21 protein-coding genes are annotated in these 25,546 nt (G+C 69.7%); 9 read left to right on the forward strand and 12 right to left on the reverse strand.

From position 1 onward, the window contains the following. Complete coding sequence (locus GUY59_RS25155; protein ID WP_161714678.1) at nucleotides 1-705, reverse strand: DUF4344 domain-containing metallopeptidase; 705 nt, start codon at nucleotides 703-705, stop codon at nucleotides 1-3. Nucleotides 706-847: 142 nt separating this feature from the next. Beyond that, nucleotides 848-1,582, reverse strand: a complete 735-nt coding sequence (locus tag GUY59_RS25160) for a hypothetical protein (protein WP_161714679.1) — start codon at nucleotides 1,580-1,582, stop codon at nucleotides 848-850. Between the two features lie 191 nt (nucleotides 1,583-1,773). Here GUY59_RS25160 and GUY59_RS25165 point away from each other — a divergent pair, with 191 nt between their 5' ends. Then, nucleotides 1,774-2,649: a sugar kinase gene (locus GUY59_RS25165; RefSeq protein ID WP_138204845.1), complete on the forward strand. Its 876-nt coding sequence runs from the start codon at nucleotides 1,774-1,776 to the stop codon at nucleotides 2,647-2,649. Nucleotides 2,650-2,655: 6 nt separating this feature from the next. Here the strand turns inward: GUY59_RS25165 and GUY59_RS25170 are convergent, their stop codons facing one another. Then, nucleotides 2,656-5,928 (reverse strand): CARDB domain-containing protein, encoded by a 3,273-nt coding sequence (locus tag GUY59_RS25170; protein WP_138204843.1) that lies wholly within the window; start codon nucleotides 5,926-5,928, stop codon nucleotides 2,656-2,658. A 239-nt stretch (nucleotides 5,929-6,167) separates the two neighbouring features. Here GUY59_RS25170 and GUY59_RS25175 point away from each other — a divergent pair, with 239 nt between their 5' ends. The 5 genes from GUY59_RS25175 (at nucleotide 6,168) to GUY59_RS25195 (ending at nucleotide 11,948) form a co-directional block, all read left to right on the forward strand. Beyond that, nucleotides 6,168-7,166 carry a LacI family DNA-binding transcriptional regulator gene (locus GUY59_RS25175; RefSeq protein ID WP_138204841.1) on the forward strand — a complete coding sequence of 333 codons (999 nt, stop codon included), beginning with the start codon at nucleotides 6,168-6,170 and terminating at the stop codon, nucleotides 7,164-7,166. Nucleotides 7,167-7,276: 110 nt separating this feature from the next. Next, nucleotides 7,277-8,626, forward strand: a complete 1,350-nt coding sequence (locus GUY59_RS25180; RefSeq protein ID WP_138204839.1) for an ABC transporter substrate-binding protein — start codon at nucleotides 7,277-7,279, stop codon at nucleotides 8,624-8,626. A gap of 4 nt (nucleotides 8,627-8,630) precedes the next feature. Then, entirely contained in the window at nucleotides 8,631-9,497 is an 867-nt protein-coding gene (locus GUY59_RS25185) for a carbohydrate ABC transporter permease (RefSeq protein WP_138204836.1), read from the forward strand. Beyond that, nucleotides 9,494-10,429 (forward strand): carbohydrate ABC transporter permease, encoded by a 936-nt coding sequence (locus tag GUY59_RS25190; protein WP_236667473.1) that lies wholly within the window; start codon nucleotides 9,494-9,496, stop codon nucleotides 10,427-10,429. Before GUY59_RS25185 ends, GUY59_RS25190 begins: the two co-directional genes overlap by 4 nt. Nucleotides 10,430-10,433: 4 nt before the next feature. Continuing rightward, entirely contained in the window at nucleotides 10,434-11,948 is a 1,515-nt protein-coding gene (locus GUY59_RS25195; protein WP_138204834.1) for a glycoside hydrolase family 13 protein, read from the forward strand. Nucleotides 11,949-11,952: 4 nt separating this feature from the next. Here GUY59_RS25195 and GUY59_RS25200 read toward each other — a convergent pair whose 3' ends face one another. After that, a complete protein-coding gene (locus GUY59_RS25200; protein WP_138204832.1) occupies nucleotides 11,953-13,419 on the reverse strand; it encodes a nitrilase-related carbon-nitrogen hydrolase in 1,467 nt (488 codons plus the stop codon). A gap of 83 nt (nucleotides 13,420-13,502) precedes the next feature. On the opposite strand from GUY59_RS25200, the gene GUY59_RS25205 reads away from it, so the two are divergent. Beyond that, a complete protein-coding gene (locus GUY59_RS25205; RefSeq protein WP_138204830.1) occupies nucleotides 13,503-14,027 on the forward strand; it encodes a carboxymuconolactone decarboxylase family protein in 525 nt (174 codons plus the stop codon). On the opposite strand, the gene GUY59_RS25210 is transcribed toward GUY59_RS25205, so the two are convergent. The 8 genes from GUY59_RS25210 to GUY59_RS25245 all read right to left on the reverse strand — a co-directional run bounded on the left by GUY59_RS25210 (nucleotide 14,024) and on the right by GUY59_RS25245 (nucleotide 23,790). After that, nucleotides 14,024-15,316: a phospholipase D-like domain-containing protein gene (locus GUY59_RS25210; protein ID WP_138204828.1), complete on the reverse strand. Its 1,293-nt coding sequence runs from the start codon at nucleotides 15,314-15,316 to the stop codon at nucleotides 14,024-14,026. The genes GUY59_RS25205 and GUY59_RS25210 overlap by 4 nt on opposite strands. A 76-nt stretch (nucleotides 15,317-15,392) precedes the next feature. Beyond that, on the reverse strand, nucleotides 15,393-16,388 hold the full coding sequence (locus GUY59_RS25215) for a LacI family DNA-binding transcriptional regulator (protein WP_138204826.1): 996 nt from the start codon (nucleotides 16,386-16,388) through the stop codon (nucleotides 15,393-15,395). Nucleotides 16,389-16,423: 35 nt separating this feature from the next. Beyond that, entirely contained in the window at nucleotides 16,424-17,794 is a 1,371-nt protein-coding gene (locus GUY59_RS25220; protein WP_138204824.1) for a GH1 family beta-glucosidase, read from the reverse strand. Next, nucleotides 17,791-18,594, reverse strand: a complete 804-nt coding sequence (locus tag GUY59_RS25225) for a carbohydrate ABC transporter permease (protein WP_132334189.1) — start codon at nucleotides 18,592-18,594, stop codon at nucleotides 17,791-17,793. Before GUY59_RS25225 ends, GUY59_RS25220 begins: the two co-directional genes overlap by 4 nt. Continuing rightward, nucleotides 18,591-19,553 (reverse strand): carbohydrate ABC transporter permease, encoded by a 963-nt coding sequence (locus GUY59_RS25230; RefSeq protein ID WP_138204822.1) that lies wholly within the window; start codon nucleotides 19,551-19,553, stop codon nucleotides 18,591-18,593. The genes GUY59_RS25225 and GUY59_RS25230 overlap by 4 nt, the downstream gene beginning before the upstream one ends. Continuing rightward, nucleotides 19,550-20,845, reverse strand: a complete 1,296-nt coding sequence (locus tag GUY59_RS25235; protein WP_138204820.1) for an ABC transporter substrate-binding protein — start codon at nucleotides 20,843-20,845, stop codon at nucleotides 19,550-19,552. Before GUY59_RS25235 ends, GUY59_RS25230 begins: the two co-directional genes overlap by 4 nt. 168 nt (nucleotides 20,846-21,013) lie before the next feature. Further along, entirely contained in the window at nucleotides 21,014-21,904 is an 891-nt protein-coding gene (locus tag GUY59_RS25240; RefSeq protein WP_138204818.1) for a serine/threonine-protein kinase, read from the reverse strand. A gap of 56 nt (nucleotides 21,905-21,960) precedes the next feature. After that, entirely contained in the window at nucleotides 21,961-23,790 is a 1,830-nt protein-coding gene (locus tag GUY59_RS25245) for an HsdM family class I SAM-dependent methyltransferase (protein WP_138204816.1), read from the reverse strand. Nucleotides 23,791-23,866: 76 nt separating this feature from the next. On the opposite strand from GUY59_RS25245, the gene GUY59_RS25250 reads away from it, so the two are divergent. Continuing rightward, a complete protein-coding gene (locus tag GUY59_RS25250; protein ID WP_132334184.1) occupies nucleotides 23,867-24,637 on the forward strand; it encodes a PP2C family protein-serine/threonine phosphatase in 771 nt (256 codons plus the stop codon). Between the two features lie 193 nt (nucleotides 24,638-24,830). After that, nucleotides 24,831-25,546 (forward strand): CHAP domain-containing protein (locus GUY59_RS25255; protein ID WP_161714680.1); only part of this gene is annotated, 716 nt, incomplete at its 3' end.

The following is a 25,546-nucleotide window of genomic DNA, read 5'->3' on the forward strand; positions in this document are numbered from 1 at the left end:
TCAGCCGCCTGCTTTCACCGCCATGGACCCGAGGGCCGTATTGACCCGGGCGTACTCGTCGGCGCAGGAGGGCGCCCGCTCGGCGGGGACCCAGCCGCCCTTGGCGATCTCGGCGTGCTTGACGGGGTCGGAGCCGTACAGCAGGCAGGCGAAGGTGGCCGACTCGGTCGGGCCCGACAGGTGGTCGACGCCGGTGTGCCCGGCCAGCAGGTGGCGGGCCTCGGCGGCGGGCACCACGCGCTTGGGCGCGTCGGCGGCGAGCGTGAGCGCCGCGAACTGGTCGGCCTGGCCCTCGCTGTCCCGCATGCCGTTGAGCGTGGTCAGGGCGTGGCCGAGCTGATGGTGGAACACCACGCTGAGCGCGCCGTCCATGCGGGCGGACGCGGCGCCGGAGCCGACCTCCTCGGTCTCCGCGATGCCCTTCATGGTCTTGCGGACCTCGTCGACGAGCTGGTAGCAGATCGTGATGCGGCGCTCCGCGTGATCCCAGAGGGCCTTGGGGGAGCCACAGTCCTTGGCGACGACCTTGACCGGCTGCGGCACCTTGATCTTGGTCTTCAGCGCGTCGCTGTCCTTGAGCAGCTTTCTGGCCTGTTCGGCGCGCGGCGAGCCGGCGGGCTCGTAGCGTACGGACACCTCGGCTGACGGGGCCGTCCCGAGCGTGCTCGTCATGCTCAGGACGAGGGCGATCAAGGGATGCGGCATCCGGCGGCTCCTTCGAGGGTCGATCAATGCAATGGGGTAGTCCATGCGGCATTCGCGTGATCGATAAACCTCGGAACGTGAACGAATCCGGAAAGCCGCAGGCCCGGCCCCCTCAGAGGGGACCGGGCCTGCGGTGGTGGGACTAGCGACGCCAGCTGTAGACCCGCACGTAGTCCGTGCGGCTCGTGGACGGCTGGAGCTCGCGGTCACCGCGGTAGACGGCCTTGAAGCTGCCGCTGCGGTAGGCGCGCGTCTTGCCGTAGAACTTGCCGCCCCGGCCGGTTTTGGCCGAGTCGACCCACTTCCAGGCGCTGGAACCGCTGGCGCGGTGGTAGATGCTGACCCGCTCGCCGCGGACGCCCTCCCAGTGGCGGTCATCGACCTGGAGGCGGCCGGAGAAGTAGATCGACCGGCCCTTGCGCACCTTGGACGGGGACGCGTAGAACCGGGAGATCCGGGTGTCGGCCCGGCCCTTGCGGACATCCACGTAGAAGTACGCGGAGTCGGTGGCGACCTTCCTGCCGGCCTTGTTGTAGGCGACGGCCGTGGCCTTCCACTTGCCCTCGGGGTCGTTCTTGTTGAAGGCGATGGCGTAGCGCCAGCCCTCGAGGTCGTCGATGCCCTTGGTCCGCATGGTGCGGTACTTGGGGCTGGCCGGCTCGACGCTGAGCACGACCTTCTCGACGCGTCGGCTGGCGCCGACGTCGAAGAACGCCTTGGTCTCGGCGTTGCCCTTGACCACGACGGGGTTCGGCGAGATGTCGCGGATCTTAAGGTACGTGTCGTGAGCGGTGGTGGCCGAGGCCACGCCCGCGCCGGACACGAGCATGGTGCCGCCGGCGACGGCGGAAATGAGTCCTGCTGCGATCTTCTTCATGAGGGTGCTGATTCCTCTCCCCGTATTGACTTCAGAGCCGGCCCGGGGCGCCGGCTCCCTGTATTGCTTAGAGGCACCCGTTGGGGAAAAGGTTGGCCCAAGTTTCGAGAAAGTTTTTGATCACGCTTTAACCTGCGCTTATGCGGGAAAAAAGACCGTCTGGGTGACTTGAGCCACTACAGTCATGGCTCATGACCGACGTCTACACCCTGGGCGAGCCGCTGGGCGTCGTCTCCAGCGGCCGCGTGCGCCACGAGAGCGAGGCCAGGCTGGACGTCTGTGGACCCGAGTTCACCCTCGCGGTCGCGCTGGCCCGGCTCGGCCACCGGTCCGCGTACCTCGGCAAGGTCGGCGACGACGAACTGGGCGCCAGAGCGCTCACCGTGCTCAAGGGCGAGGGTGTGGACGTGCTGGACATGCGCGTGTCCGAGGGGCTGCGGACGGGACTGATCCTCAGGGAGACGCGTATCGGCCGCGAGCCGAGGGCGACGCAGTACCGCGCCGGCTCGGCGGGCTCGCGGCTGGCGCCGGGCAACGTGCCCATCGACCGGATCGCCGCGGCGAAGATGCTCCACGTCACCGGCCTGACGGCGGGACTCGGCCGGGACGCGCGCGAGGCCGTGCGGGTCGCCGTGAACGCCGCGAGGAACGCCGACGTGATGATCTCCTTCGCCGTCGAGTACGTTCCCGAACTGTGGACGTCCGTGCGCGAGGCCGAGGAGGTGCTCGGCGAGTTGGCCTGCCGCTCGCACCTGCTCTTCCTCCGCCAGGACGAGCTCGACCTGGTCAAGCCCGCGCTCACGCCCGAGCGCGAGGTCGTGGTGGACCGCGGGGCGAAGGGCGCGAGCGTACGGGCCGACCGGATGCGGTACGACGTGCCCGGCTGGCAGGTGCCCGTCGTGGACACGTCCGGGGCGGGGGAGGCCTTCACGGCCGGCTACATCAGCGCCGCTCTCGACGGGCTCATCCCCCAGGAACGCCTGCACCGCGGGGCGCTGCTGAGCGCCGCCGCGGTGACCAGCGCGAGCGACTGGCAGGGCCTGCCCACCAGGTCGGACCTCACCTGACGCGCGTCACGGATCGATGTTCAGGGTGAAGGTCGAGGTCGTGTTCCTGACGTCCTGGGCGTTGCCGGAGAACCGCAGGCCGTCGAACGTGGCCGACCCGACCGCCGGGCCCTGGCCGGGTTCGGGCAGCTCGTTCACCCAGATGCCGAAGCCCGACTTGGCGTCGAAGGCGTCGCCGCTCTTCTTCGCCCCGCTGATGGAGACGTTCGTGAAGACCGTGTCCTCGATCGGGTTGAGCGGTGTGGTCCCCTGGTAGCCGGTCTGGAACATGATCCCGCTGTACGTCGGGTCCACGATGTCCAGGTTGCTGACGCGGATGCCCTGGAACTTCTTGGACGAGGAGAACAGCCACATCGCCGGGAACGTCTGCTGCCCCCAGAAGTGCCCGCCGGCCCTGACCAGCGAGATGTTCTCGAAGACCGTGGGCGGGTCGGCGCCGAACCCGTGCATCGGGATGCCGAAGTCCAGCGAGCTGATCGTGACGCCGGAGTACACCAGCGTGTCGGCCACGTGGATGTTCCTGAACGTGTTGCCGTAGCCGCCGTAGACGGCCACGCCCGCGGCCCGCCAGGTGAGCAGCGAGGTCAGGTTCTCGTAGACGTTGCCGTGCTGCTCACCCGCGTTGTTGTCGATCGCCGAGAACAGCGCGAAGCTGTCGTCGCCCGTGGACCTGGTCTCGACGTCGGTGACGTGGTTGCCGGTGCTGCCGTTGGTCATGTTCAGGCCGTCGGCGAAGACGTTGCGGATCCGCGAGTTCCGGATCGTCATGTCATCGGTGTTCGAGCCCCAGTACATGCAGACCTGGTGCTCGACCCAGAGGTTCTGGATCGTCATGTTCGCCACGTTGGTGAAGTCGAACACCTTGCCGGGGCCGTCGATGCGCGAGGTGTAGTTGCCGAAGTAGGCGAAGTTCGCGAACGTCGAGCCGTTGGCGGTGGCGTCGGCCCGGAAGCCGACGTCGGTGTTGGACTGCCCCGAGGGCGCGTGGAACCTGGTGTACCACGGCCCGGCGCCGACGATCTTGACCGCCTTGCCGTACACCTGGAACTTGCCCGTCGTCGGGTAGTCGCCCGCGGGCAGGTAGACGCCGGTCAGGCCGGGGTCCATGCGGGCCTTGTCGAGCGCGTTCTGCACGTCCTGGTGGGAGAAGCCGGCCGGCACGGCGTACGTGCCGGGGCCGGGGTTGGCGATGGGGGCCACCCGCTCGAGGTCCACGAAGTCGATCGCGTACGTCGAGCCGTTGGCCGCGTCCTTCTGCAGCCTGACCCTGCTGCCCGCCGGCACGGTGGTGTCGAGCATCAGGTTCGCCTCGTCGTAGATGTGCCTGGGCGGGCCCGAGCCGGGGTCGTTGCCCGGACTCGCCTCGGGGCCGTAGAGCCAGGCGTAGCGGGAGGTCAGGGCGATGGCCTTGTGGAAGGCGCCGTCCACGTAGACGTTGAGCGTGGAGTCGATGCCGCCGCCGCCCGGCGCGTCGGGGATGGAGAAGCGGGTGACGAGGGTGTTGGCCGGCGCCTTGGTGGTGAACTCGACGTAGGCGCCGGTCCTGTCCAGCGTCACCGCGCGCCGTCCCGACGCCTCGCCGGCGATCGTGCCGATCTCCCTGCTCGGGCCGGCGCGGGTGGCGCCGCCGCCGAGCACGGCGTCCTCAGCCTCATACGTGTCGTACGGCATGTTCGCGCCGCGGCCCGCGAACAGCGGCAGCGTGCTGGTGTTGTTGTCGCGCCGGACCGGAAGTTCCTCGGGGTCGGCGGCGAGCACCGTCTTGACGGTGTACCTGCCGTTCGCCGCCGTCCAGGTGCCCAGCCGGACCGGGGCGGTGGTGGCGCCGGGGGCGATCGTGCCGGTCGCCGAGCCGGTCAGGGTCCTGACGACGTCGCCGGAGTCGTCGGCGACGGTGAGCGTGATGCCGTGGGAGCCGCCGCCGGAGGCGATCGTGCCCTGGTTCTTGATCGCCACGGTGAACGTCACGGTGTCGCCCGCCGCGGGGTTGCCGGGCGTCCAGGCGACGGGCGAGGCGATCAGGTCGGCCGTGTCGGCGGCCTTCACGGTCAGCGTGCCGGTCGTGGCGTTGTTGGCCTCGTCCTGCTCGGTGACCTTGCCGTCCTCGTCCACCTTGGCGGACAGTTCGTGGGTGCCGGCCGTACGCGTGCCGATGTCCGCGGACACGGTGGCCGACGCCCCCGCCGCGAGGGCGGCCACGTCGGCGCTGCCGGCCTTGTCGTCGCCCACGTAGAAGTTCACCGTGGTCGCGGCGGAGCGTTCGGTGCCGGCGTTCCCGACCGTGGCCGAGAGCGTGACCTCGTCGGTCTCGGCCGGCGCGGCGGGCGACGAGGCCAGGCCCGACACGGTCAGGTCGGGGTTGGGCGCGGGCGTGCCGAAGATCTGGAACTCGGCGATCTGGCCGCCTGGTGCGCCGGAGTTGGCGGTGATCCGCAGCCGGACGTCGGCGGCCCTGCCGGTCACCGGGATGGTGACGGTGTTGCCGGTGGCCGGGTCGAAGGTGTAGGTGGCCTGGGGGACGAGGCCGGTGAATCCGGCGGCGCCCTGCGCGCGGCCGAGGACCTCGATGGCCTGCGTACGCCTGGCCCAGGCCTGGGAGGGGTCGAGCTTGAGCGTGACGGAGCCGAGGTCGGTGTCGGCGCCGAGCCGCACGGTGAGCGTGCCGGGGTGGGCGGCGCTCTCCCAGTACGTGCTCAGGTCGTCGTCGTTGGCGTGCGCGGCGACGTACGTGTGGGTGTGGGCGGAACCCTCGACCGGCTTGCCGAGGGCGAGGTTGGCGCCGTCGCCCGGACCGCCGGGCCCGTCGGGGCGGCTGCCCCAGATCTCGAACTCGGACAGCTGCCCCGCCGGCCAGCCGGTGTTGGCGGTGAACAGCAGCCGGACGTGGTGGGTCCTGGCGTCGGTGAGGGTGATCGTCGCGGTGGGCGCGAAGGTGTACGTGGCCGAGCCGGCGAGCGTGGTGAAGGCCGTGCCGTCGGTGCTGCCCTGGACGGTCAGCGTCTGGGCGCGGCGGGGCCAGCCGGCGGGCAGCTTGAGGACGAGCCTGCTGACGTCGGCGGCGGCGCCGAGGTCGACCTGGATCCACTGGGGGAAGGCGTTGTTGGCCGACTCCCAGTAGGTGGCCTGGTCGCCGTCGGTCGCGTTGGCGGCGCGGTGGACGTCGGCGTGGCTGCCGGCGGTGGCGGTTTTCCCGGCGGCGAGGTCGGTGTCGGCCGCGGCGTGCGCGGGGGCGGCGAGGAGTCCGGCGAGTAACGTGAGGGCGGCGATGAGAGCTCTCATGGGGGTGGCCCTTCGGATCAGGCGGATGGCCGAACCATAGGATGCCGAACAGATGGCCGCAAGATTGCGACGATATTGCGCAACGAATCGATTGTCTCGCGTCGTGGTTGTGCGATCCTTCTCTGCTGGTCAGCCCTGGAGCGGAATAACGGGGCCTGGTGTGCGCGCCACGCAAGCGATAGCGTCGGATTGACGCAAGCCGTTGCAACCGCTTGCGTCCCAGGTCGTATAGTTTGCGCATGACACGACGACTCGCAGAGGTGGCCAAGAAGGTCGGGGTGAGCGAGGCGACCGTGAGCCGCGTGCTCAACGGCAAGCCGGGGGTGTCCGACGCGACCCGCGAGGCGGTGCTCACCGCGCTCGACGTGCTCGGCTACGAACGCCCCACCCAGCTGCGCGGCGACCGGGCCCGGCTGGTCGGCCTGGTGCTCCCCGAGCTGCAGAACCCGATCTTCCCCGCCTTCGCGGAGGTGGTCGGCGGCGCCCTGGCCCAGCAGGGGTTCACCTCGGTGTTGTGCACGCGCACGGTCGGCGGCGTCTCCGAGGCCGACTACGTCGATCTGCTGCTCCAGCAGCAGGTCAGCGGCGTGGTCTTCGCGGGCGGGCTCTACGCCCAGGCCGATGCCGCGCATGGTCACTATGAGCTGCTGCACGAGCGCAGGCTGCCGACCGTGCTGGTGAACGCGGCCGTGGCGCGGCTCGACTTCCCGCAGGTGTCCTGCGACGACGCGGTGGCCGCCGAGATGGCCGTGGCCCACCTGCGCGCGCTCGGCCACGAGCGGATCGGCATGGTGCTCGGGCCGAAGGACCACATGCCGTCGCGGCGCAAGCTGGAGACGTTCCTGTCGGCCGGCTGCCACCCAGAGCTGGTCGAGCACACGATGTTCTCGCTGGAGAGCGGGCACGCGGCGGCGGCCAGGCTGGTCAGACGCGGCGTCACCGGCGTGGTCTGCGCCAGCGATCTGCTCGCGCTCGGCACCATCAGGGCGGCCCGCCGCGCCGGGCTGTCCGTGCCGGCGGACGTCTCGGTCATCGGTTTCGACGACTCCGCGCTGATGAACTGCACCGAGCCGCCGCTGACGACGGTCCGCCAGCCGATCGACGCCATGGGCAGGGCCGCGGTCGATTTGCTTGTCGCGCAGATCGACAAGGCGGTGGTGCCGGCCGACGAGCTGTTGTTCGAGCCCGAGCTGGTGGTCAGGGCCTCCACGGCCCGCGTTCCGGCGGCTCGCCGTTGACGACGAGTCGCTCGTGACGGAGTCGTTATCTTGCAATAGGCCGTCGAAATATTGCGGACTTCGGTGCACGATCCTATGGTGTGGGCACCTCGCATCAGAAGGGTCAGACCATGCAGAGATCCACGGGACTCCTGCTCGTAACCGTGATCGGGCTCGCGGCCACGGCGTGCGGCTCCGGTGAGTCCGCCTCCCCTTCCGCCGGCGGCGCCGAGGCCGTGACGATCACGGTGGCCTGCCAGCCCGCCAAGTCCGCTCCGAAGGAGCGCAAGGCCTGGGATGACGACGTGGCCACGTTCATGAAGAACCATCCCGGGGTGACGGTCAAGAGCACGGACCAGCAGCCGTGCTTCGACCCCAAGACGTTCGGCCCCAAGCTGGCGGGCGGCCAGATGGAGACCGTCTTCGTTGTGCCGGTGACCAACTACGCCGACATCGTCGGCAAGGGCCAGGCGCTCGACATCACCCCGTACACCAGCACGATCAAGAACTGGGACGACCTGCGCCCCGACGTCCGCGAGCTGGTCACCAAGGACGGCAAGGTGTACGGCGTGCCGAACGTGCACTACGGCGTCGGCCTGGTCTACAACCGCGCCCTGTTCACCAAGGCCGGGCTCGACCCCAACAAGCCGCCCGCCACGTGGGCCGAGGTCCGCGAGGCGGCCAAGAAGATCGCCGCCCTCGGCCAGGGTTACGTCGGTTACGGCGAATACTCCGGCGGCAACACCGGAGGCTGGCACTTCACCCAGGCGATCTACGGCCGCGGCGGCAGCATCCTGACCCCCGACAACACCAAGGCCGCCTTCAACTCGCCCGAGGGCAAGGCCGTGCTGCAGACCCTGCACGACATGCGCTGGGTGGACGACAGCATGGGCGACAAGCTCCTCGTCGGCTGGGAGTCGCTCATGATGGCGATGGGCAGCGGCAAGGTCGGCATGATGCTCGGGGCGCCCGACGTGGTCACCGACGTGGTCAACAAGTTCAGGGGCAACGTCGCCGACTACGGCATCACCGGCTTCCCCGAGGCCAAGGCGTCGCTCAGCGGCGGCGAAGCGTTCATGATCAACCCGAAGGCCACCCCCGAGGAGGCCAAGGCCGGCCTCGCCTGGCTCGACTTCCGCTTCAACACCGTCGGCAAGGGCCGCTTCGACTTCGCCCGCGGCAAGGCCCTCGGCAACCCCGTCGGCGTGCCCGACAACGACGTCTACGGCGACTCGCCCACCGGCAAGGCGATCCAGGCCGACCGCGTGAAGCACGCCTCGCTGCCGGTCGAGAACTACGAGCCGTACGTGCGGGCCGCCGCCACCGTCCCGCCGAAGGCCGAGCCGGTGCACGCGCAGGAGTTGTACGCCGTCCTCGACGTGCCCATGTCGGGCGTGCTGAGCCGCGAGGACGCGAGCATCGACCAGCTGCTCGCCGACGCCGAGACGAAGGCGAACTCCCTGCTGGCGGCCAAGGGCTGACCCTATGGCAATCGTGAGGCGCAATCTGACGGCCTACGGGTTCCTGTGCGCGGCGCTGGCCTGTTTCGCGGTGTTCGCCTGGTATCCGATGGTCAGGGAGTTCGTGCTGAGCTTCCAGAAGACCGACCTGATCAACCCGCCCGAATGGGTGGGCCTGGACAACTTCACGGCGGCCGTCCAGGACCCCGCCTTCGGCCAGGCCTGGCTGAACACCGTGGAGTTCACTCTCCTCGCGCTGCTGTGCGGCTACGCCGTGCCGTTCGTCGTCGCGCTCGTGCTGAACGAGCTGCGCCACGCCCGCGCCTACCTGCGCTTCGTCGTCTACCTGCCGGTCATGTTGCCGCCGATCGTGGCGGTGCTGCTGTTCCGGTGGTTCTACGACCCGGGCCCCGGGCTGTTCAACCAGGTGCTCGGCGCCGTCGGCCTGCCGCCGCTGGCCTGGCTCGACAGCTCGTCCACGGCGCTGATCTCGCTGGTGCTCGTCTCGACGTGGATGAACATCGGCAGCGCGACGCTCATCTATCTCGCCGCCCTGCAGAACATCCCACCCGAGCTGTACGAGGCCGCCGAGCTCGACGGGGCCGGCATCCTCAAGCGCATCCGGCACGTCACCATCCCGCAGACCCGGCTCATCCTCCTCCTCATGCTCATGTTGCAGATCGTGGCCACCATGCAGGTGTTCATCGAGCCGTACATGCTGACCGGCGGCGGGCCGGAGAACGCCACGGTTTCCGTGGCGTACCTGATGTACCAGTTCGCGTTCTCGCAGATGAACTACGGCCAGGCGGGCGCGCTCGGCATGATGCTCATGCTGGCCCTGCTCGTCTTCGCGGCCCTCCAGCTCAGGACGACCAAGGAGGACACGGCATGACCTCCGCCACGGACGTCCGCGCGAGCGCACGGCGCAGGCCAGGCAGGGCCCGCCGGCCCAGGCCCATCCACGTGCAGTTCCGCACGATCGTCTCGCCGCACCAGCTCAACAGCAGGTGGGGACGGCGGATCTACTGGCTGGTGCTGGCCGCGGTCATCGTGCTGTTCACCCTGGCCTTCGTCTTCCCGCTCTACTGGATGGTCACCGGCGCGATGAAGACGCCGGAGGAGATCGCCGAGATGCCGCCGTCGCTCTTCCCCGCCGACCCGACGGCGGACGCGTTCGTCGAGGCGTGGGACCTGTTCGACATCGGCACGCTGCTGGCCAACACCGTCTACTACGCGCTGGGCGCGTGGTTGTTCTCCATGGCGGTGGACGTCACGGCCGCGTACGCGCTGTCGAAGCTGCGGCCGGTGTTCGGCAACGTCATCCTCGGCGCCATGCTGGCCACGCTGATGATCCCGCCGATGGTGATCCTCATCCCGCTCTACGTCACGATCGTGGACCTGGGGCTGCTCAACAACCCGTGGGGCCTGTGGTTCCCCGCGGCCGCCAACGGCTTCAACATTTTCCTGCTCAAACGCTTCTTCGACTCCATTCCCCGCGAGCTCATCGAGGCGGCGCAGATCGACGGCGCCGGCCCCGTGCGGGTGTTGTGGTCGGTCGTGCTGCCGGTCTCCAGGCCGATCCTGGGCGTGGTCTCCATCTTCACGATCGTCACCGCGTTCAAGGACTTCGTCCTGCCGCTGCTGGTCATGACCGACAGCGACAAGATGACCATCAGCGTGGGCCTGTCGCAGACGGCGGGAGCGGTGACGCAGAACCACGTCATGGGCGGCCTGGTCATCGCCGGCATTCCCATGATCATCGTTTTCTTCATCTTCCAACGGCACATCATGGCGGGACTCACCGCCGGAAGCATCAAGGGATGAGCGCATGTCGCAAACGTGGTGGCGGGGGGCCGCGATCTACCAGGTCTACCTGCGTAGCTTCGCCGACGGCAACGGCGACGGCGTGGGCGACCTCGCCGGTCTGCGCGCCCGCCTGCCGTACCTGAAGGACCTGGGGATCGACGCCATCTGGCTGAACCCGTGGTATCCGTCGCCCATGGCCGACGGCGGGTACGACGTGGCCGACTACCGCGACATCGAGCCGGTCTTCGGCACGCTCGCCGAGGCGGAGCACTTCATCGCCGAGGCGCACGAGCTGGACATCAGGGTCATCATCGACGTGGTGCCGAACCACAGCTCGACGGAGAGCGCCTGGTTCAAGGAGGCGCTGGCGAACCCGGCGGCCCGGGACCGGTTCTGGTTCGCCGACGAGCCGGTGAACGACTGGCGGTCCATCTTCGGCGGCCCCGCCTGGACCCGGGTGCCCGACGGGCAGTGGTACCTCCACCTGTTCGCCCCCGAGCAGCCCGACCTCAACTGGGCGAACCCGGAGGTGCACCAGGAGTTCGAGGACGTGCTGCGGTTCTGGTTCGAGCGCGGCGTCGACGGCTTCCGCATCGACTCGGCGGCCCTGCTGTACAAGTCGGACACCGGTTACGAGGACCTCGACGAGGTCCACGACGTCTACCGGCGGTGGCGCGAGGTCGCCGACGAGTACGGCGAGCGCGTCCTGATCGGCGAGGTCTGGCTGCCCGACCAGGAGCGGTTCGCCCGCTACCTGCGCCCCGACGAGTTGCACACGGCCTTCAACTTCGACTTCCTGTCCTGCCCGTGGGACCCCGCCGAACTGCGCCGGGTCATCGACCTGACGTTGTCCACCCACACCCCGATCGGGGCTCCGCCCACGTGGGTGTTGTCCAACCACGACGTGACGAGGCCCGTCACCCGCTACGGCCGCGCCGACACCGCGTTCGAGCACGGCGGGCGCCTGCACGGCACCCCGTCGGACCCGGAGCTGGGCCGCCGGCGGGCGCGGGCGGCGGCGCTGCTGTCGATGGCGCTGCCCGGCTCGGTCTACGTCTACCAGGGCGACGAGCTGGGCCTGCCGGAGGTGGAGAACCTCCCGGACGAGCTCCGCCAGGACCCGATGTTCGCCAGGTCGGGCGGGGCGAACCCGGGCCGCGACGGCTGCCGGGTGCCGCTGCCCTGGTCGGGCGACGAGCCGCCGTTCGGCTTCGGCACCGGCACGCCGTGGTTGCCGCAGCCGGAGAGCTGGCGCAAGCTCACCGCCGAGGCCCAGCGTACGGATCTGGGGTCGATGCTCACCCTCTACAGGGCGGCCCTGGCCATCCGGCGCGACCGGCTGGGCGACGGCACCATGACCTGGCTGCCGCTGGGAAAGGAGGTGCTGGCCTTCACCCGGGAGTCGGGCCTGACCTGCGTCACCAATCTGGGCTCTGGCCCGGTGCCGGTGCCCGCCGGCGAGGTCGTCCTGGCCAGCGGGCCGCTGGACGACGGCGCGCTGCCCCCGGACACCACGGTCTGGCTGACCGCGAGCTGACCGCTCAGGCGCTGCCCGCGGTGTGGGCGGCCCGGCGGGTCACGGCCGTCTCGGCTGCCGATCGCCTGCGCCGGACGAGCCGCAACCCGCCGGCCGCCGCGAGCAGCAGGCACAACCAGGCGAACCAGTCGCCGAAGCGGGCGTAGACGGTGGTGCCCGGCCGCTCGGGCACGCCGGCGGCGGCCGTGACGAACGGGCTGCTGCTCTCGGTGTCGGTCTCGGCGAGCACGCGCCCCCACGGGTCGGAGATCATCGGCGTGCCCTGCTGCGCCGCCCACGCCACCGAGACCCCGCTCTCCACGCCGCGCAGCAGCGCGTTGCGGCTGTGCTGGCGGCCGTTGCCGAACTCGTCGGCGGCCGGCGCCGCCAGCAGGCGCGCCCCCGCCAGGGCGTAGCCGCGGATCGGCGTCGGGAAGTTGAGGTCCATGCAGTTGGCCAGGCCCACGTCGTGCCCGTGGCCGTGCGCGAAGACGAGCGTGTCGCCGCGGCGGAAGGGCGCCCCCGGGGCGAAGTGCCACTTCGTGTAGGAGACCGGCGAAGATCCGTCGGCCGGCAGGTGCACGGAGTAGTTGTACTTGATCTCCGGGGTCGTGTGCACGATCCCGATCACCACGTCGACACCGCGCTCGCGGGCGACCGTGCGCAGCGGCCGCAGCGCGCCGGCCAGGCTGTCCTCGTCGGTGCCCACGACGCCCTCCGGCAGCACGGCCATCGTGCCCTCCGGCAGCTCGGCGATCTGCCGCGCGTAGTCCTTGACCAGGGCCTGGCCTCCCGGACCGGCTGCGTCAGGGGCCCACTGGAAGCGGCTCGCCGACATGACCGCCACCCGCTGCACGGCGGGTTCGCCCGCGTCGGCCAGGCGCAGCGCCCCGAAACCGAGCACGACGGCGCACGCCGCCGCCCCCGCGACACCGGTGCGCAGCCGGGCCGCCGGCGGCGCTCCCGGCCAGGTCACCGCCACGATGGCGGCAGGCACCATGAGCAGGACGAACCCCAGGCCCCACGCGCCCGTCACCGAGGCGATCTGGATGACGACGGGCACGTCGGCCACAGAGGTGGCCAGCGGCCAGACGATGCCCGTCGGGTTGGCGAGGACGGTCACGTACATGAAGGCCACCCACACGGCGGGCGGCGCGCTCGCGGCGAGCAGCGGCAGCCCGCGCAGGAGGAGCGCCCGGAACAGCCAGGCCACCAGCCCGAACAGCAGGGAGGAGCCGACGACGATGGCGATCCCGATGGGCAGCGGCACCGACGGCGTCTTGAGGAAGAACTCGAACTGGCCGCCGAGGCCCAGCAGATATGCCAGGAAGGCGGCGCAGAAGGCCACCCTCGCGCTCACCCGTGGCGCCAGCAGCAGCACCGGCAGCGGCGCCAGCCAGCTGAGGCCCGGGATCGGCGCGAAGCCGGTGCCGAAGAAGAACAGCAGGGCGGAGGCCGCCACCGCAGCCGGAGCTCTGAGCCGTGATGCCATGGGGTCCCCCGTCCGTCAGCGTGTATACACCGTAAACATCGAGGTATACGGTGTCAACACAGGTCGGCCGTTACCATCGCCTGATGGCCCGCCTGCGCAGAACGCCCCCGCACGACCTGACGCCGCACGCCCGCGCCCTCTACGACAAGATCACCGCCGGCCCGCGCGGCGCGTTCATGGTGGATCCGGAGGGCGGGCTGACGGGCCCGTTCAACGCGATGTTGCGGAGCCCGCCGGTCGGAGACGCGCTGCAGGAGCTCGGGGCGGCCGTCCGCTACCGTTCGGCGCTCAGCGACCGGGCGCGGGAGCTGGCGATCCTGGTCGTCGCCGGCCACCACGACAGCGCGTTCGAGCGGGCCGCCCACGAGCCGATCGCCCGCGACCTAGGATTCACCGACGACCAGCTCCAGGCGCTGCGCGACGGCTCGCCCCTGTCACTGCCCGAGGACGAGCAGGCGGTGCTCGACGTCGCCCGCGCCCTCGTGGCCAGAGGCGACCTCGACGACGACGAATACGCGAAGCTGGAGGAGAGCGTCGTGTTCGAGCTGACCACGCTGGTCGGCTACTACACGACGCTGGCGCTCCAGCTCCGCGTCTTCCGTGTCTAACTGGGCGGCGGGCCGCCGCAGGCCCCACGGATGCTCTTGAACCAGGCCTCGTACTGGTCGTGCAGGGCGCGGCCGGAGAGCCGCAGCCAGGCGTCGTCGGCGTTCTCCAGATACGTGAAGTTCGCGCTCCCGGTGTAGACGCGGGGCGTGATGTCGTCGTCGTAGAAGCCGTCCAGCAGCATGAGTTTGGTGTGCGGCACCACGCTGCGCGAGCCTACGGTGAAGCGGCAGGGCGTGACCTGCATCTTCTTCCCGTTGGACGCCGTGGTGGCGAGGACCTTCCGGATCTCGCTGTCGACGTTCTCCATGGCGTTGCCGGCGTTCTCGTAGTAGACGATGTCGATCCAGCAGTTCTTGCCCCTGAGCCGCAGCAGTTCGTTGGCGATGGCCTTGCGGTTCTTGTTGAAGGCCGTGAGCGCCATGCGGATGTCGGTCTGCCGGGTGACGCCGTCGGGGGTCTTGTACGAGCACTCGATGAGCCGCAGGATGTTGACCACGGGGTCGCCGGACGACACCCGGCGGGGGAAGAACATCGCCCGGATGGGAGTGCCGGTCGGCGTGGTCCAGAAATATCCGGGATTGACCGACGTGCGCCGGCCCGCGCGCAGGTCGTTGAAGTAGGTCAGATAGCTGTCATAGACCGTGGCGTCGGTGAAGGTGTAGGCGTCGTTGTAGGAGTTGTACAGATACCAGTCGGACAGGTTCGACGACGTCTGGAAGCCGACCTTGGGATGCACGGTGCCGCCGACCAGCACGTTGGAGAAGAGCGCGAACTTGTTGTGCTGGTAGTTGCGCGCGATGCACCCGCGGTCGGCGGCGGACGGGTTGGGATATTCACAGCCCACCACCCACGAGCCGGCGCTCTCCGAGGTGCCGAGCGCGGCGGTGAGCTGGGCCTCGACGGCGTCGTTGGAGGCGTCTTCGCGGCTGTCGAGGATGACCTTCACCCGCACGCCGCGCTCGTGGGCGGCGACCAGCGCGTTCGCCACCTCGCTCGACCGCTGGCCGGTGGAGAACTGGTGCATCACGAACCGGATGTCGCCACCGGGCTGCACCGCCTGGATCAGCCTGATCAGCTGGTCCATGACGGCCGACTGCGCGGCGCTCGGCGTGCCGGGCACGCCCGAGTCGGCGGTGGGATCGTTGAAGACGGGCGCGTTCAGGACGGGCGGGCCGGTGACCGCCGTCGGCCGCGCGGGGTCGGCGGCGGCCGGGTGGCCGGTGGCCAGGAGCGAGGCGGCCAGGCATAACGCCACCGTGGCGCTGCGGCTGACGGATCTCGTGGTCATGAAATCCCCTTCGAGGGTGGGGCATGATCGTCGAGGTCGACTGTCGTTGCAGCGCTCAGAGCTGTCAAGGCCGTGGTCAGGCCGACTCGCGGACCACCAGCTCGGTGGGCAGGATCACCGGCTCGCTCGTGCCGCCCTCGAAGAGGTCGAGCAGCAGCCTGACCATGGCCGCCGCCTGCTCGGCGACCGGATGGCGGAGCGTGGTCAGCGGCGGCTCGGTGTATTTCGCCGCCTCGATGTCGTCGAAGCCCACCACGGCGACGTCGTCGGGCACCCGCCGGCCGGCCTGGCGCAACGACTGCAGCGCGCCGACGGCCATCAGGTCGTTGGCCACGAACACGGCGTCCAGCTCGGGATCGTCGCGCAGAAGCTGGCGCATCGCCACCGCCCCCGACTCGCGCGTGAAGTCGCCGACGGCCACGATCGAGCGGTGGTCGGAGTCGCGCAGCACGTTGCGGTAGCCGGTCAGGCGGTCCTGACCGCCGATCATGTCCTGCGGGCCGGCGATCGTGGCGATCCGGCGCCGGCCCGTCTCCACCAGGTGCCGCACTCCGGCCTCCGCGCCCCCGATGTTGTCGTTGTCGACGTAGGGGATCTGCACGGGGACGGCGGGCCGGCCGTAGGAGACCACGGGGACGCGCAACCGTGACAGGGCCGACGGCAGCGGGTCGGCGCCGTGCATGGAGATCAGCATGACGCCGTCGACGTGGCCGCCCGAGATGTAGCGCTCCACCCGCGCGTGGCTCTTGGCAGAGGAGGCCAGCATGAGCACGACCTGCTTGTTGACCGCCTCCAGCTCCATGGAGGCCGACCTGATCGCCGTGGAGAACATCGGGTCCTCGGAGAAGACCCGGGTGCCCGGCTCGCTGACGACCAGGGCGATCGAGTCGGTGCGCTGGGTGACGAGGCTGCGCGCGGCGGAGTTGGGGACGTAGCCCAGCTCGTCGATCGCGCGCAGCACGGCGTCGCGGATGTCCGGCGCGACCGTCGTCTGCCCGTTGACGACCCGGGAAGCGGTGGCGCGCGACACGCCCGCCCTGGCGGCGACCGCTTCCAGCGTCGGCCGTCTCATGGCAGGACCGGCAGGAGGGAGAGCATGGAAAAAATCTACAGGCCGTTTCGGCTGATCACGTCCCGATACCAGAGGGCACTGTCCTTGAGCGTCCTGGTTTGTGTCGCATAGTCCACATGCACGATGCCGAAACGCCGCCGGTAACCCTCCGCCCACTCGAAGTTGTCGAGCAGTGACCAGACCAGATAGCCGCGCAGGTCCGCGCCCGCCTCGATGGCCCGGTGCACCTCGCGCAGATGCCCGTCCAGGTACGCCACCCGCTCGTCGTCGTGCACGCGCCCGTCCTCCACGACGTCGTCGAAGGCCGCGCCGTTCTCCGTGACCATCAGGCCGACCTGCGGGTAGTCCTGCGAGAGGCGTACGAGCAGCCTGGACAGGCCGTCGGGCACGATGGGCCAGCCCATCGCGGTCGTCGGCGCGTCCGCCGCCGCGAACCTCACGTCCTCCGAACCCGGCCACGCGGCGTCGGCGGGCAGTCCCGGGCCCGCCTCGACCACGCACGGGTTGTAGTAGTTGATGCCCACCAGGTCGATCGGCGCGTTGATGAGCGCCAGGTCGCCGTCCTGGATGTGGCCGGTCCCGCCGTTGCGGGCCGCCGCGTCCAGCACCTCCCGGGGGTACGTCCCGTACACCGCCGGATCCAGGAACTGCCGGGTCAGGAGCGTGTGGATACGGTGGGCGACGGCCGCGTCCTCCTCGTCCGGCACCGCCGAGGGGTCGTTGACCTGGGCGGGGGTGAGCACGGGCGCGGAGTTGACCACCAGCATGATGCTCTGCGCCCCGCCCTCGCGCAGCCGCCTGGCGGCCAGCCCGTGGCCGAGCAGCAGGTGATGCGCGGCGCGCATGGCGTCGGCCGGCAGGCGGCGGCCGGGGGCGTGCACCCCGTTGCCGTAGCCGAGGAACGCCGCGACCCACGGCTCGTTCAGGGTGGCCCAGTCGTTGACGCGGTCGCCGAGCCGGTCGTGCACGGCCTGGGCGTAGTCGGCGAACCGGTGGGCCGTGTCGCGGTGGGTCCAGCCGCCGCGTTCTTCGAGGGCTTGGGGGAGGTCCCAGTGATAAAGCGTGACATAGGGCGAAATCTCGGCGGCTAGTAGCTCGTCGACGAGCTTGTCATAGAAGGCGAGCCCGCGCGGGTTGACCGGTCCCGAGCCGTCGGGCTGGATGCGCGGCCAGGCGATGGAGAACCGGTAGGCCGCCAGTCGCAGCTGGCGCATCAGCCCGATGTCGTCCCGGTAGCGGTGGTAGTGATCGCACGCGACGTCGCCGGTGTCGCCGTCCGCCACGTTCCCGGGGGCGTGGGAGAAGGTGTCCCAGATCGACTGCCCCCGTCCGTCCTCCTTGACCGCCCCCTCGATCTGGTACGAGGCCGTGGCGGCGCCCCAGACGAAGTTATCGGGAAAAATCATCCCTTAACAGCTCCTTGCATAATTCCGCCGATGATTTGCTTGCCGAACAGGGCGAAGACGGCAACGAGCGGCAGTGTGCCGATCGCCGTTCCTGCCAGCCCCAGCACGTAGTCGTTGACGTATCCGCTGGCCAGCGTCGACAGGGCGACCTGGACCGTCGGGTTGTCCGGGCTCAGCACGACCAGCGGCCAGAAATAGTCGTTCCAGGCCGACATGAACGTCAGCATGCCGAGCACGGCCGCCGCGGGCCGGGCCGCCGGCAGCACGACGTGCCAGAACAGCCCCCACGTCGAGCACCCGTCCACCCGCCCGGCCTCCAGCAGCTCGGTGGGCAGGGCACGCGAGAGGTACTGCGTCATGAAGAACACGCCGAACGCGTTGACCAGCGCCGGCACGATCAGCGCGTAGTTGGTCCCGGTCCACTCCAGCTTCACCATCAGCATGTAGAGCGGGATGATGCCGAGCTGTGCCGGCACCATCATGGTCGCCACGGTGATGACCAGCATGGCGTTCTTGCCCCGGAACTTCAGCTTGGCGAATGCGAACCCGGCCAGCGTCGAGAAGAACATCACCGCGACCGAGATCGATCCGGCCACGATGACCGAGTTGAGCAGCGCGAGCCCGAAGGGCACGGTGTCGAAGACCCGGGCGACGTTGGCGAAGAAGTTGCCGCCCGGCAGCAGCGGCGGCGGCACCTCGGCCAGCGCCGAGTTGTGCCGGGAGGCCACCACGACGCTGTAGTAGAGCGGGAACGCCGAGAAGAAGGCGACCGCCGTCAGGGTCAGATAGCGCAGCCTCACACCAGCCCTCCCTTCGCCCTGCGGGTGATGAGGAAGTTGATGCCCGCCACGATCACCACTGCCAGGAACATCAGCCAGGACGCGGCCGAGGCGTAGCCGAAGTCGAACGTCGAGTTCGCGAAGCCCTGCTCGTAGACGAACAGCGCCAGGGTCTGGAACTGCCGGTCGGGCCCGCCGGTGGCGATGCCGCCCCCGCCGCCGCTGCTCTGCCCGAACAACATGGGTTCGGCGATGATCTGCATGGCCCCGATCGTGGAGACGATGACCACGAAGATCATGGTCGGCCGGATCATCGGGATGGTGATCCTGCGCAGCTGCGTGAAGTTGCCCGCCCCGTCGAGGGTGGCGGCCTCGTACAGCTCGCGCGGTACGGCCTGCATGGCGGCCAGGAAGATCAGCGCGTTGTAGCCTGTCCAGCGCCACATGATCATCACCGAGAGTGCGACGTGCGAGCTCGCGGTGCCCGCCGCCCAGTCGATGCCGCCGACCCCGAACCACGACAGGACCCAGTTGATCATGCCGAAGTCACGGCCGAAGAGCTGGCTGAAGATCACCACCACCGCCACCACGCTGGTGACGTTGGGCAGCAGCAGCGAGACCCGGAACAACGTCTGCAACCGCAGCCGCCGGTTGAGCAGGTGCGCCAGCCAGATGGCCAGCGCGAGTTGCGGCACAGTCGACAGCACGCCGATGGAGAGCGTGTTGAACGTGGCGTTCCAGAAGTAGTCGTCGGCGAGCAGCGTCGTGAAGTTGTCCAGCCCGACGAACGTCTGGGTCTCCGAGAGCAAGGTCCACTCGTGCAGGCTCACCCAGGCCGTGTAGACGAGCGGGAACAACCCGAAAGCGCAGAACAGCAGGAAGAACGGCGCCACGTAGGCGTACGGCGACACCCTCACGTCGAGGGTGTGCCGCATGCCCTGCCCGCGCCGTCGCGTGACCGCGAGGGGAAGAGTGCTCATTTGATCTTCTTGACGTCCTCGAGCACCTGGGCCCACGCCTGGTCCGGCGTCTGCTTGCCCTGCTCCACCCGGCCGAGCCCGTTGCCGATGGCGACCCGGACGTCTGCCTCCTTGGGGCCGAGGTGCTGCGGCTTGAGCGCCTTGGCGGCGTCCGAGTAGATCTTGCCGATGGGGGCGTCGCCGAAGAACGGCTTGGTGAAGTTCTGGATCTCCGGGTCGTCGTACAGCTCCGGGATCGACGGGAACGTGCCCTCCTCCTTGAAGACCTTGGCCTGGTTCTCCTTGGAGGTGAGGAAGTCGATCAGCTCGGCCGCCTCCTTCGGGTGCTTGCTCTGCTTCGGCACCATCAGGTGCGAGCCGCCGCTGTTGCCCGAGCCGCCGGGCACGGCCGCGATGTCCCACTTGCCGGAGGCGTCCTGGGCCTGCTCCTGGATGAAGCCCGTCATCCAGGCCGGGCAGATGATCGTGGCGAACGAACCCTTGGCGAAGCCGGTGTTCCACGGCGGGGAGAAGGCCGCCAGCTTGGCGGTCAGGCCCTCCTGGGTGAGCTGGTTCGACAGGTCCCAGGCCTTCTTCACGTCGGGGCTGGAGTCCACGATGATCTGGTCCTGGGCGTCGTACAGGCCGACGGGGGCCTGGTTGACCATGGCGCGGAAGATCTCGCCAGGGGAGTCGACGAACTTCGCGTCGGCCACGTCGGCCGCGGCGAACTTCTTGCCGGTCGCGATGTACTCCTCCCACGTCGGCCAGAGCGCCGCCACCTTCTCGCGCTCGCTCGGCAGGCCCGCCTTCTCGAACAGGTCCTTGCGGTAGCACATGGCCAGGCCGCCCACGTCGGTGCCGAGCCCGAGCACCTGCGCGCCGTCCTTGCTCAGGCCCTGCTGCCACTTCCAGTCGAGGTAGTCGGCCTGCCGCTTGTCGAGCCCGAACTGCTTGAGGTCGGTGAACTTGGCCGGCTGCGCGGTGAACGTGCTGATGTAGCCGACCTCGACGGCTGTGACGTCGCCCGCGCCCGAGTTCGTGGCCAGCCGCTTGACCAGATTGTTGTGGTGGTCGTTGAACTGCGTGACGTTCTCGACGATCTCGATGTCGGGATGGGTCTTCTTGTATTCCTCGTAGAGCGGTTTGAAGCCGAAGTCCCCGAAGAGGTCGACGGTCAGCTTGATCTTCTCGCCGGGATCGGCGCCCGCCTCTGTGGCGGAGTCCCCGCCACCGCCGCCGCACGCCGCCGCCAGGGTGAGCGCGGACGCGGTGAGCAACGACAGGCCGAGCCGCCGGATACGAGGGGTCATGGAAACCCTCCTGGGTAGGATCTGAGGGGTGAGAGAGCGCTCTCTCAAGAGATTCCAGGCGTTCATGCCGCTCTGTCAACGGGGGCTCCATAACAATCGGTGTTATGAAGAGAGCGTTCTCACAGCGGTGCGGAGCGGGCGGCGGCCGGCCGCTCGCGCCGGGGGTGCTCAGCCGTCGAGCGCGCGGCCGGCCATGCGGGCGTACATCCGGCCGGGGCTCGGCGCCCTGGTCAGGAAACCGGGCAACATGGGGAGCCCGACGGCGAACGGATCGAGCCGCTCGTAGAGCTCCTCGGCGTTCGCGGGCCGGTGGTCCGGCTTCTTCTCCAGCAACTGCGCCAGCAGCGCGCCCAGGTCGCCCGGCAACCCGGGAAGGGCCGGCGGACGCTCCTTGACCTGCTTCTCGAAGACCACGTAATCGGTGGGTCCGGTGAAGAGCTGGCGTCCGGCCAGCATCTCGTGCAGCACGCAGCCGAGCGAGTAGAGGTCGCTGCGCGGCTCGGCGACGCCGTGCTGGATCTGCTCGGGCGCCATGTACGCCGGCGTGCCGAGGATCTGCCCGATCCTCGTGAACGTGGTGACGTCCGCGTCGCGGAGCATGGCCAGGCCGAAGTCCAGCACCTTCACGCTGCCGTCGGGGCAGAGCATGAGGTTCGTCGGCTTGAGGTCGCGATGGCAGATCGACAGCGCGTGGGCCGCCGACAACACCGCGCACGCCTGCGCCGCGATCGCCGCCGCCCACGGCACGGGCAGCGGGCCGTGCTCGCTCACCAGGTCGGCCACCGTGACGCCCTCGATGAACTGCATCACCTGGTAGAGGCGCTGATCGTGGGTGCCGAAGTCGTACAGCACGGGGGCGCCCGGATGCTCCAGCCTGGCCAGGATGCGCGCCTCGCGGATGAACCTGCGCTCCAGCTCCTCGTCCGGCCCGCTGGGCAGCCTGAGCAGCTTCACCGCGACCCGGCGATCGAGGTGGCGGTCGTGGCCCGCGTAGACCGCGCCCATGCCACCCTGGCCTAGGGGGAGGTCGTCGAGCTCATAGCGCTCACCGATGACCATGCGCCCTCCCCCCAGCCTTATCTGGAGAAATATTACGACCGGGAAAAACTACACCGTCAGGACTGCGGGTGCAGGTGACCCTCGGCGAGCCCGTCGAGGCCCAGCCTGATCAACGTCTGCCCCAGCGCGGCGGTCTCCCGCAAGGCGTCCTCCAGCACGGCGAGCTGCCGGAACGCCGCGCCGTAAGCCTTCTGCTCCCTCAGCGACAGGCGCGGCAGCCGGGTGCGGCGCACGTCGAACCTGCTGGAGCCGGTCGTCACCCGGCCGCCCGCCGCCCGCAGGAAGCCGGCCAGGAAGTCGGGGTCGAGCCGCCGGGCGTCAACGCGGTAGAGGGTCAGGTGGGGCCCCAGCACCGCGCCGTCGTCGGCCATCACCCGCACCGCCGAATAGGAGGCCACCACGTCGCCGGAGCGGATCGCCACCAGCCCCTGCTGCGTACTGGTGGAGCCGGACGGCGAGCTGCCGTTGAGCACGTCGTCGGTGGTCAGCACCGGGATGTCCCCGCCGTCCGCGGCCATCTTGGGCGGTGCCTGCGCGGAGGTCACCAGGCCCTCCTTGATCAGGTCGCCCAGCGTGGTGGCCGGCTGGTCGAGCGGCTGCTCCAGGACCTTCAGATCGGGCGGCACGGCGGAGGCCGCCAGGAACCGGTCACGGGCCTCGGCGAACGCCCGCCCGACGTCGTCACGCCGCTGGTGGCGGGCCGGGGTCATGTCGACCTCGTCGGCCAGCAGGTCGATGATGCGTACGGTCTGGTCGGAACGGTCCTCGATGTAGGCCTGCCAGGCGGGCTCGACCAGCGATAGGTCGGCCGTGGCGTCGAGGATCAGCACGTCGGACGGCGGCCGCTCGCCCGCCGCGGGACGGCGCAGCAGCCACAGGTCCGAGCCGGGCAGCGCCACGACCGCCCGCAGCGCGCCCGCGCGCAGCAGATTGGCGCGGATGCGGCGGCCCGCCTTACGGCTGGCGGCGGCCGGCGGCATGAGGATGGCGACCAGGCCGCGCGGCCTGACGTGGGTGAGGCAGTGCTGCACCCAGGCCAGCTCCGGCTCGCCGCGCGGCGGCAGGCCGTGCTCCCAGCGCGGGTCGCCGGTCAGCTCCTCGTAACCCCAGGCGCGTTCGTTGAACGGCGGATCGCACACCACCGCGTCGGCCCGCTCTCCGGCGAACCCGTCGTGGCGCATCGAGTCACCCGCCACGATCGTGGCCTCGGCGCCGCGGAGCCGGAGCCTGGAGGCGGTGATGGCCGCCGACGTCTCGCTCAGCTCCTGGCCCAGCATCCTCGCGGGCATCCGCAGCCCGGCCGGATCGTGCACGGATCGCGAGGGGGCGAGGAGCAGCGTCCCGACGCCGCAGGCGGGATCGAGGATCGTCGCGCCTTCCTCGCCGACGAGCCGGACCATCAGCTCGGCCACGTCCTCGCGGGTGACGGAGAGCTGCCTCGAGTGTGCTTCGAGGTAGCGCTCACACAGGAATTCGTACGCGGTCAGCGGGTCGTGCTGCTCGGCCAGCTCGAGAATCAGCTCGGCCAGCTCCCGGTCGAGCCCGGCCGGCTCACCACCCGTCCGGGGGTCACCGGCCCGGGGGAGGGCGGCCTGGGCGTGGCGGGTCAGCAGCACGCCGACCTGGGCCACCAGCTCGCCCAGCCGCAAATCTCCGGCGGCTTTCAGGCGTTGCCACACCCGATCACCCAGGGAGACCTGGTAGGACTTCCCGTAGCGCCGAAGCCAGGACTCGACCTGCCGCAGCGAGAACAGCGGCTGGTTGGCGGTGCCCCCGACGGGGGCGGGGAAGTCGTCGTGGCGGCGGCGCCAGTTGCTCACCGCGGCACGCCCGACACCGGCGAGCCGGGCGATGTCCCCGGCGTTGACGGTCGGGTCGTGGCTCATGGAGCCCACAGTAGTTCACAAGAGTCTTCAGCGCATCTGCTTGTGAAGTCTTTCAACCAATGATTTACTGCTGGGTATGAAGCACAACATCCGCTATGCCGCCGGATCAGACGTGGGCCGCCGCAGGGAGCAGAACGAAGATTCCGGCTATGCGAGTGGCCGGTTGCTCGTGGTGGCTGACGGGATGGGTGGGCACGCTGCCGGCGAGCTGGCGAGTTCGGCGGCGATCGCCGTCATGCGGGAGCTGGATGCCACGCTTCCCGAGACCGGCGCCGACCTGGAGGCCGCGCTGGAGGGCGCCGTGCACGAGGCGGCCCGGAGGCTGGTCGAGCTGGCCGACATCGACCCCGCGCGCAGGGGGATGGGGACCACGGTGACCGCCATGCTGTGGGACGGCTACCGGTTCGCCCTGGCTCATCTTGGTGACTCCCGCGGATATCTGCTTCGCGATGGCGCTCTCTACCAGATGACCAAGGATCACACACTTGTGCAGTCGATGGTGGACGAAGGGCGCATCACGGAGGACCAGGCGGCCGTGCATCCCAGGCGCTCGATGGTGCTGCGGGTGCTGGGCAGTGAGGGCAGGGCGGAGCCCGACATGGCGCTGCGCGAGGCCGAGCCTGATGATCGCTACCTCCTCTGCTCCGACGGCCTCACGACCGTCCTGGGGCCCGAGGTCCTGCACGAGGTGCTGACCACGGTGGCAGACCCGGGCGCGGCCGTCCAGCGGTTGATCGATCTCGCCAACGAGGGCGGCTCGCCCGACAACGTGACCGTGATCGTGGCCGACGTCGTCGCGCCGGGCGCCGGAGAAGTGAGCGTCTACCGCGTGGGCGCGGGCGCCTGACCGCGTTGGTCTCATCAGATTCACCAGCCTCAATAGACGCCGATAACCACATAGCCGATAATTCGCCTCATAGCAAGACACTTTCGCAGTGACCCGCGCGAACGTGCGATGGCGCTACTACAGTCCATCGTGATTTGTCGGTTATCTGGGAGGTGTCACCCTGGACCCGATCACGGACGAGCTGCTGAAGACGGTGCGGCAGGAACTCGGATACAAGGAGAAGAGCGGCCAGCTCACCAAGTTCGGTCAGTGGTACGCGGATCGCGTCCAAGACACCCAATACCGCAACGCGCCATGGTGTGACATGTTCCTCGCCTGGGCCGCGGACAAGGCCGGCGTCACCGAATATGTCGGCGAATTCGCGTGGACTCCTTCCCACGCGGCCTGGTTCATCAAGCAGGACGCGTGGACGCGCAAGCCCGAGCCCGGAGCGCTGGTCTTCTTCGACTGGCGCGGCGGCAAGAGCTACAAGGGCGTCGACCACGTGGGCGTCGTGGAGCGTGTCTCCGGCAAGAAGATCCACACGATCGAGGCCAACGTCGACCGCGTGTGGCTCAAGCGCAAGACCCGCGAAACGGACAAGGTCGTCGGCTACGGCATCCCCCGATTAGTCAAGGCGAACGCCGAGCGGCTCGACGAGATCCGGTCGACCGAGCGGCCGTTCGTGTCCGCGCCGCGGCCGGAGACCGGGCACGGCTCGCCCCTCGACGTCCTCGGCACCCCGCCCGCGCTGCTCGCCGCGATGGTGCTCACCACGATCGTGCTCTCGCTCCGCGTGACCGGCCGCCGCCGCGGCACGCACCGCCGCCTCACCTGGCCATGGAACGCGCCAACCACCCGCCGCCCCGCCAAGACCTCCTCCGGTACGCGGACCCGCGAAAAGGTACGCGCCACCGCCCAGCGCCCCGC

It is taken from the genome of Nonomuraea sp. K271 (genome assembly GCF_009908215.1).
Taxonomy (GTDB): domain Bacteria; phylum Actinomycetota; class Actinomycetes; order Streptosporangiales; family Streptosporangiaceae; genus Nonomuraea; species Nonomuraea longispora.

Bases quoted from the DNA above. Each gene is read 5' to 3' on its own strand.
- GUY59_RS25205 (WP_138204830.1), top strand. From the start codon at position 13,503: ATGGCCCGCCTGCGCAGAACGCCCCCGCACGACCTGACGCCGCACGCC.
- GUY59_RS25210 (WP_138204828.1), bottom strand. From the start codon at position 15,316: ATGACCACGAGATCCGTCAGCCGCAGCGCCACGGTGGCGTTATGCCTG.
- GUY59_RS25155 (WP_161714678.1), bottom strand. From the start codon at position 705: ATGCCGCATCCCTTGATCGCCCTCGTCCTGAGCATGACGAGCACGCTC.
- GUY59_RS25235 (WP_138204820.1), bottom strand. From the start codon at position 20,845: ATGACCCCTCGTATCCGGCGGCTCGGCCTGTCGTTGCTCACCGCGTCC.
- GUY59_RS25190 (WP_236667473.1), top strand. From the start codon at position 9,494: ATGACCTCCGCCACGGACGTCCGCGCGAGCGCACGGCGCAGGCCAGGC.
- GUY59_RS25170 (WP_138204843.1), bottom strand. From the start codon at position 5,928: ATGAGAGCTCTCATCGCCGCCCTCACGTTACTCGCCGGACTCCTCGCC.
- GUY59_RS25230 (WP_138204822.1), bottom strand. From the start codon at position 19,553: ATGAGCACTCTTCCCCTCGCGGTCACGCGACGGCGCGGGCAGGGCATG.
- GUY59_RS25240 (WP_138204818.1), bottom strand. From the start codon at position 21,904: ATGGTCATCGGTGAGCGCTATGAGCTCGACGACCTCCCCCTAGGCCAG.
- GUY59_RS25215 (WP_138204826.1), bottom strand. From the start codon at position 16,388: ATGAGACGGCCGACGCTGGAAGCGGTCGCCGCCAGGGCGGGCGTGTCG.
- GUY59_RS25245 (WP_138204816.1), bottom strand. From the start codon at position 23,790: ATGAGCCACGACCCGACCGTCAACGCCGGGGACATCGCCCGGCTCGCC.
- GUY59_RS25160 (WP_161714679.1), bottom strand. From the start codon at position 1,582: ATGAAGAAGATCGCAGCAGGACTCATTTCCGCCGTCGCCGGCGGCACC.
- GUY59_RS25180 (WP_138204839.1), top strand. From the start codon at position 7,277: ATGCAGAGATCCACGGGACTCCTGCTCGTAACCGTGATCGGGCTCGCG.
- GUY59_RS25220 (WP_138204824.1), bottom strand. From the start codon at position 17,794: ATGATTTTTCCCGATAACTTCGTCTGGGGCGCCGCCACGGCCTCGTAC.
- GUY59_RS25175 (WP_138204841.1), top strand. From the start codon at position 6,168: ATGACACGACGACTCGCAGAGGTGGCCAAGAAGGTCGGGGTGAGCGAG.
- GUY59_RS25195 (WP_138204834.1), top strand. From the start codon at position 10,434: ATGTCGCAAACGTGGTGGCGGGGGGCCGCGATCTACCAGGTCTACCTG.
- GUY59_RS25200 (WP_138204832.1), bottom strand. From the start codon at position 13,419: ATGGCATCACGGCTCAGAGCTCCGGCTGCGGTGGCGGCCTCCGCCCTG.
- GUY59_RS25185 (WP_138204836.1), top strand. From the start codon at position 8,631: ATGGCAATCGTGAGGCGCAATCTGACGGCCTACGGGTTCCTGTGCGCG.
- GUY59_RS25165 (WP_138204845.1), top strand. From the start codon at position 1,774: ATGACCGACGTCTACACCCTGGGCGAGCCGCTGGGCGTCGTCTCCAGC.
- GUY59_RS25250 (WP_132334184.1), top strand. From the start codon at position 23,867: ATGAAGCACAACATCCGCTATGCCGCCGGATCAGACGTGGGCCGCCGC.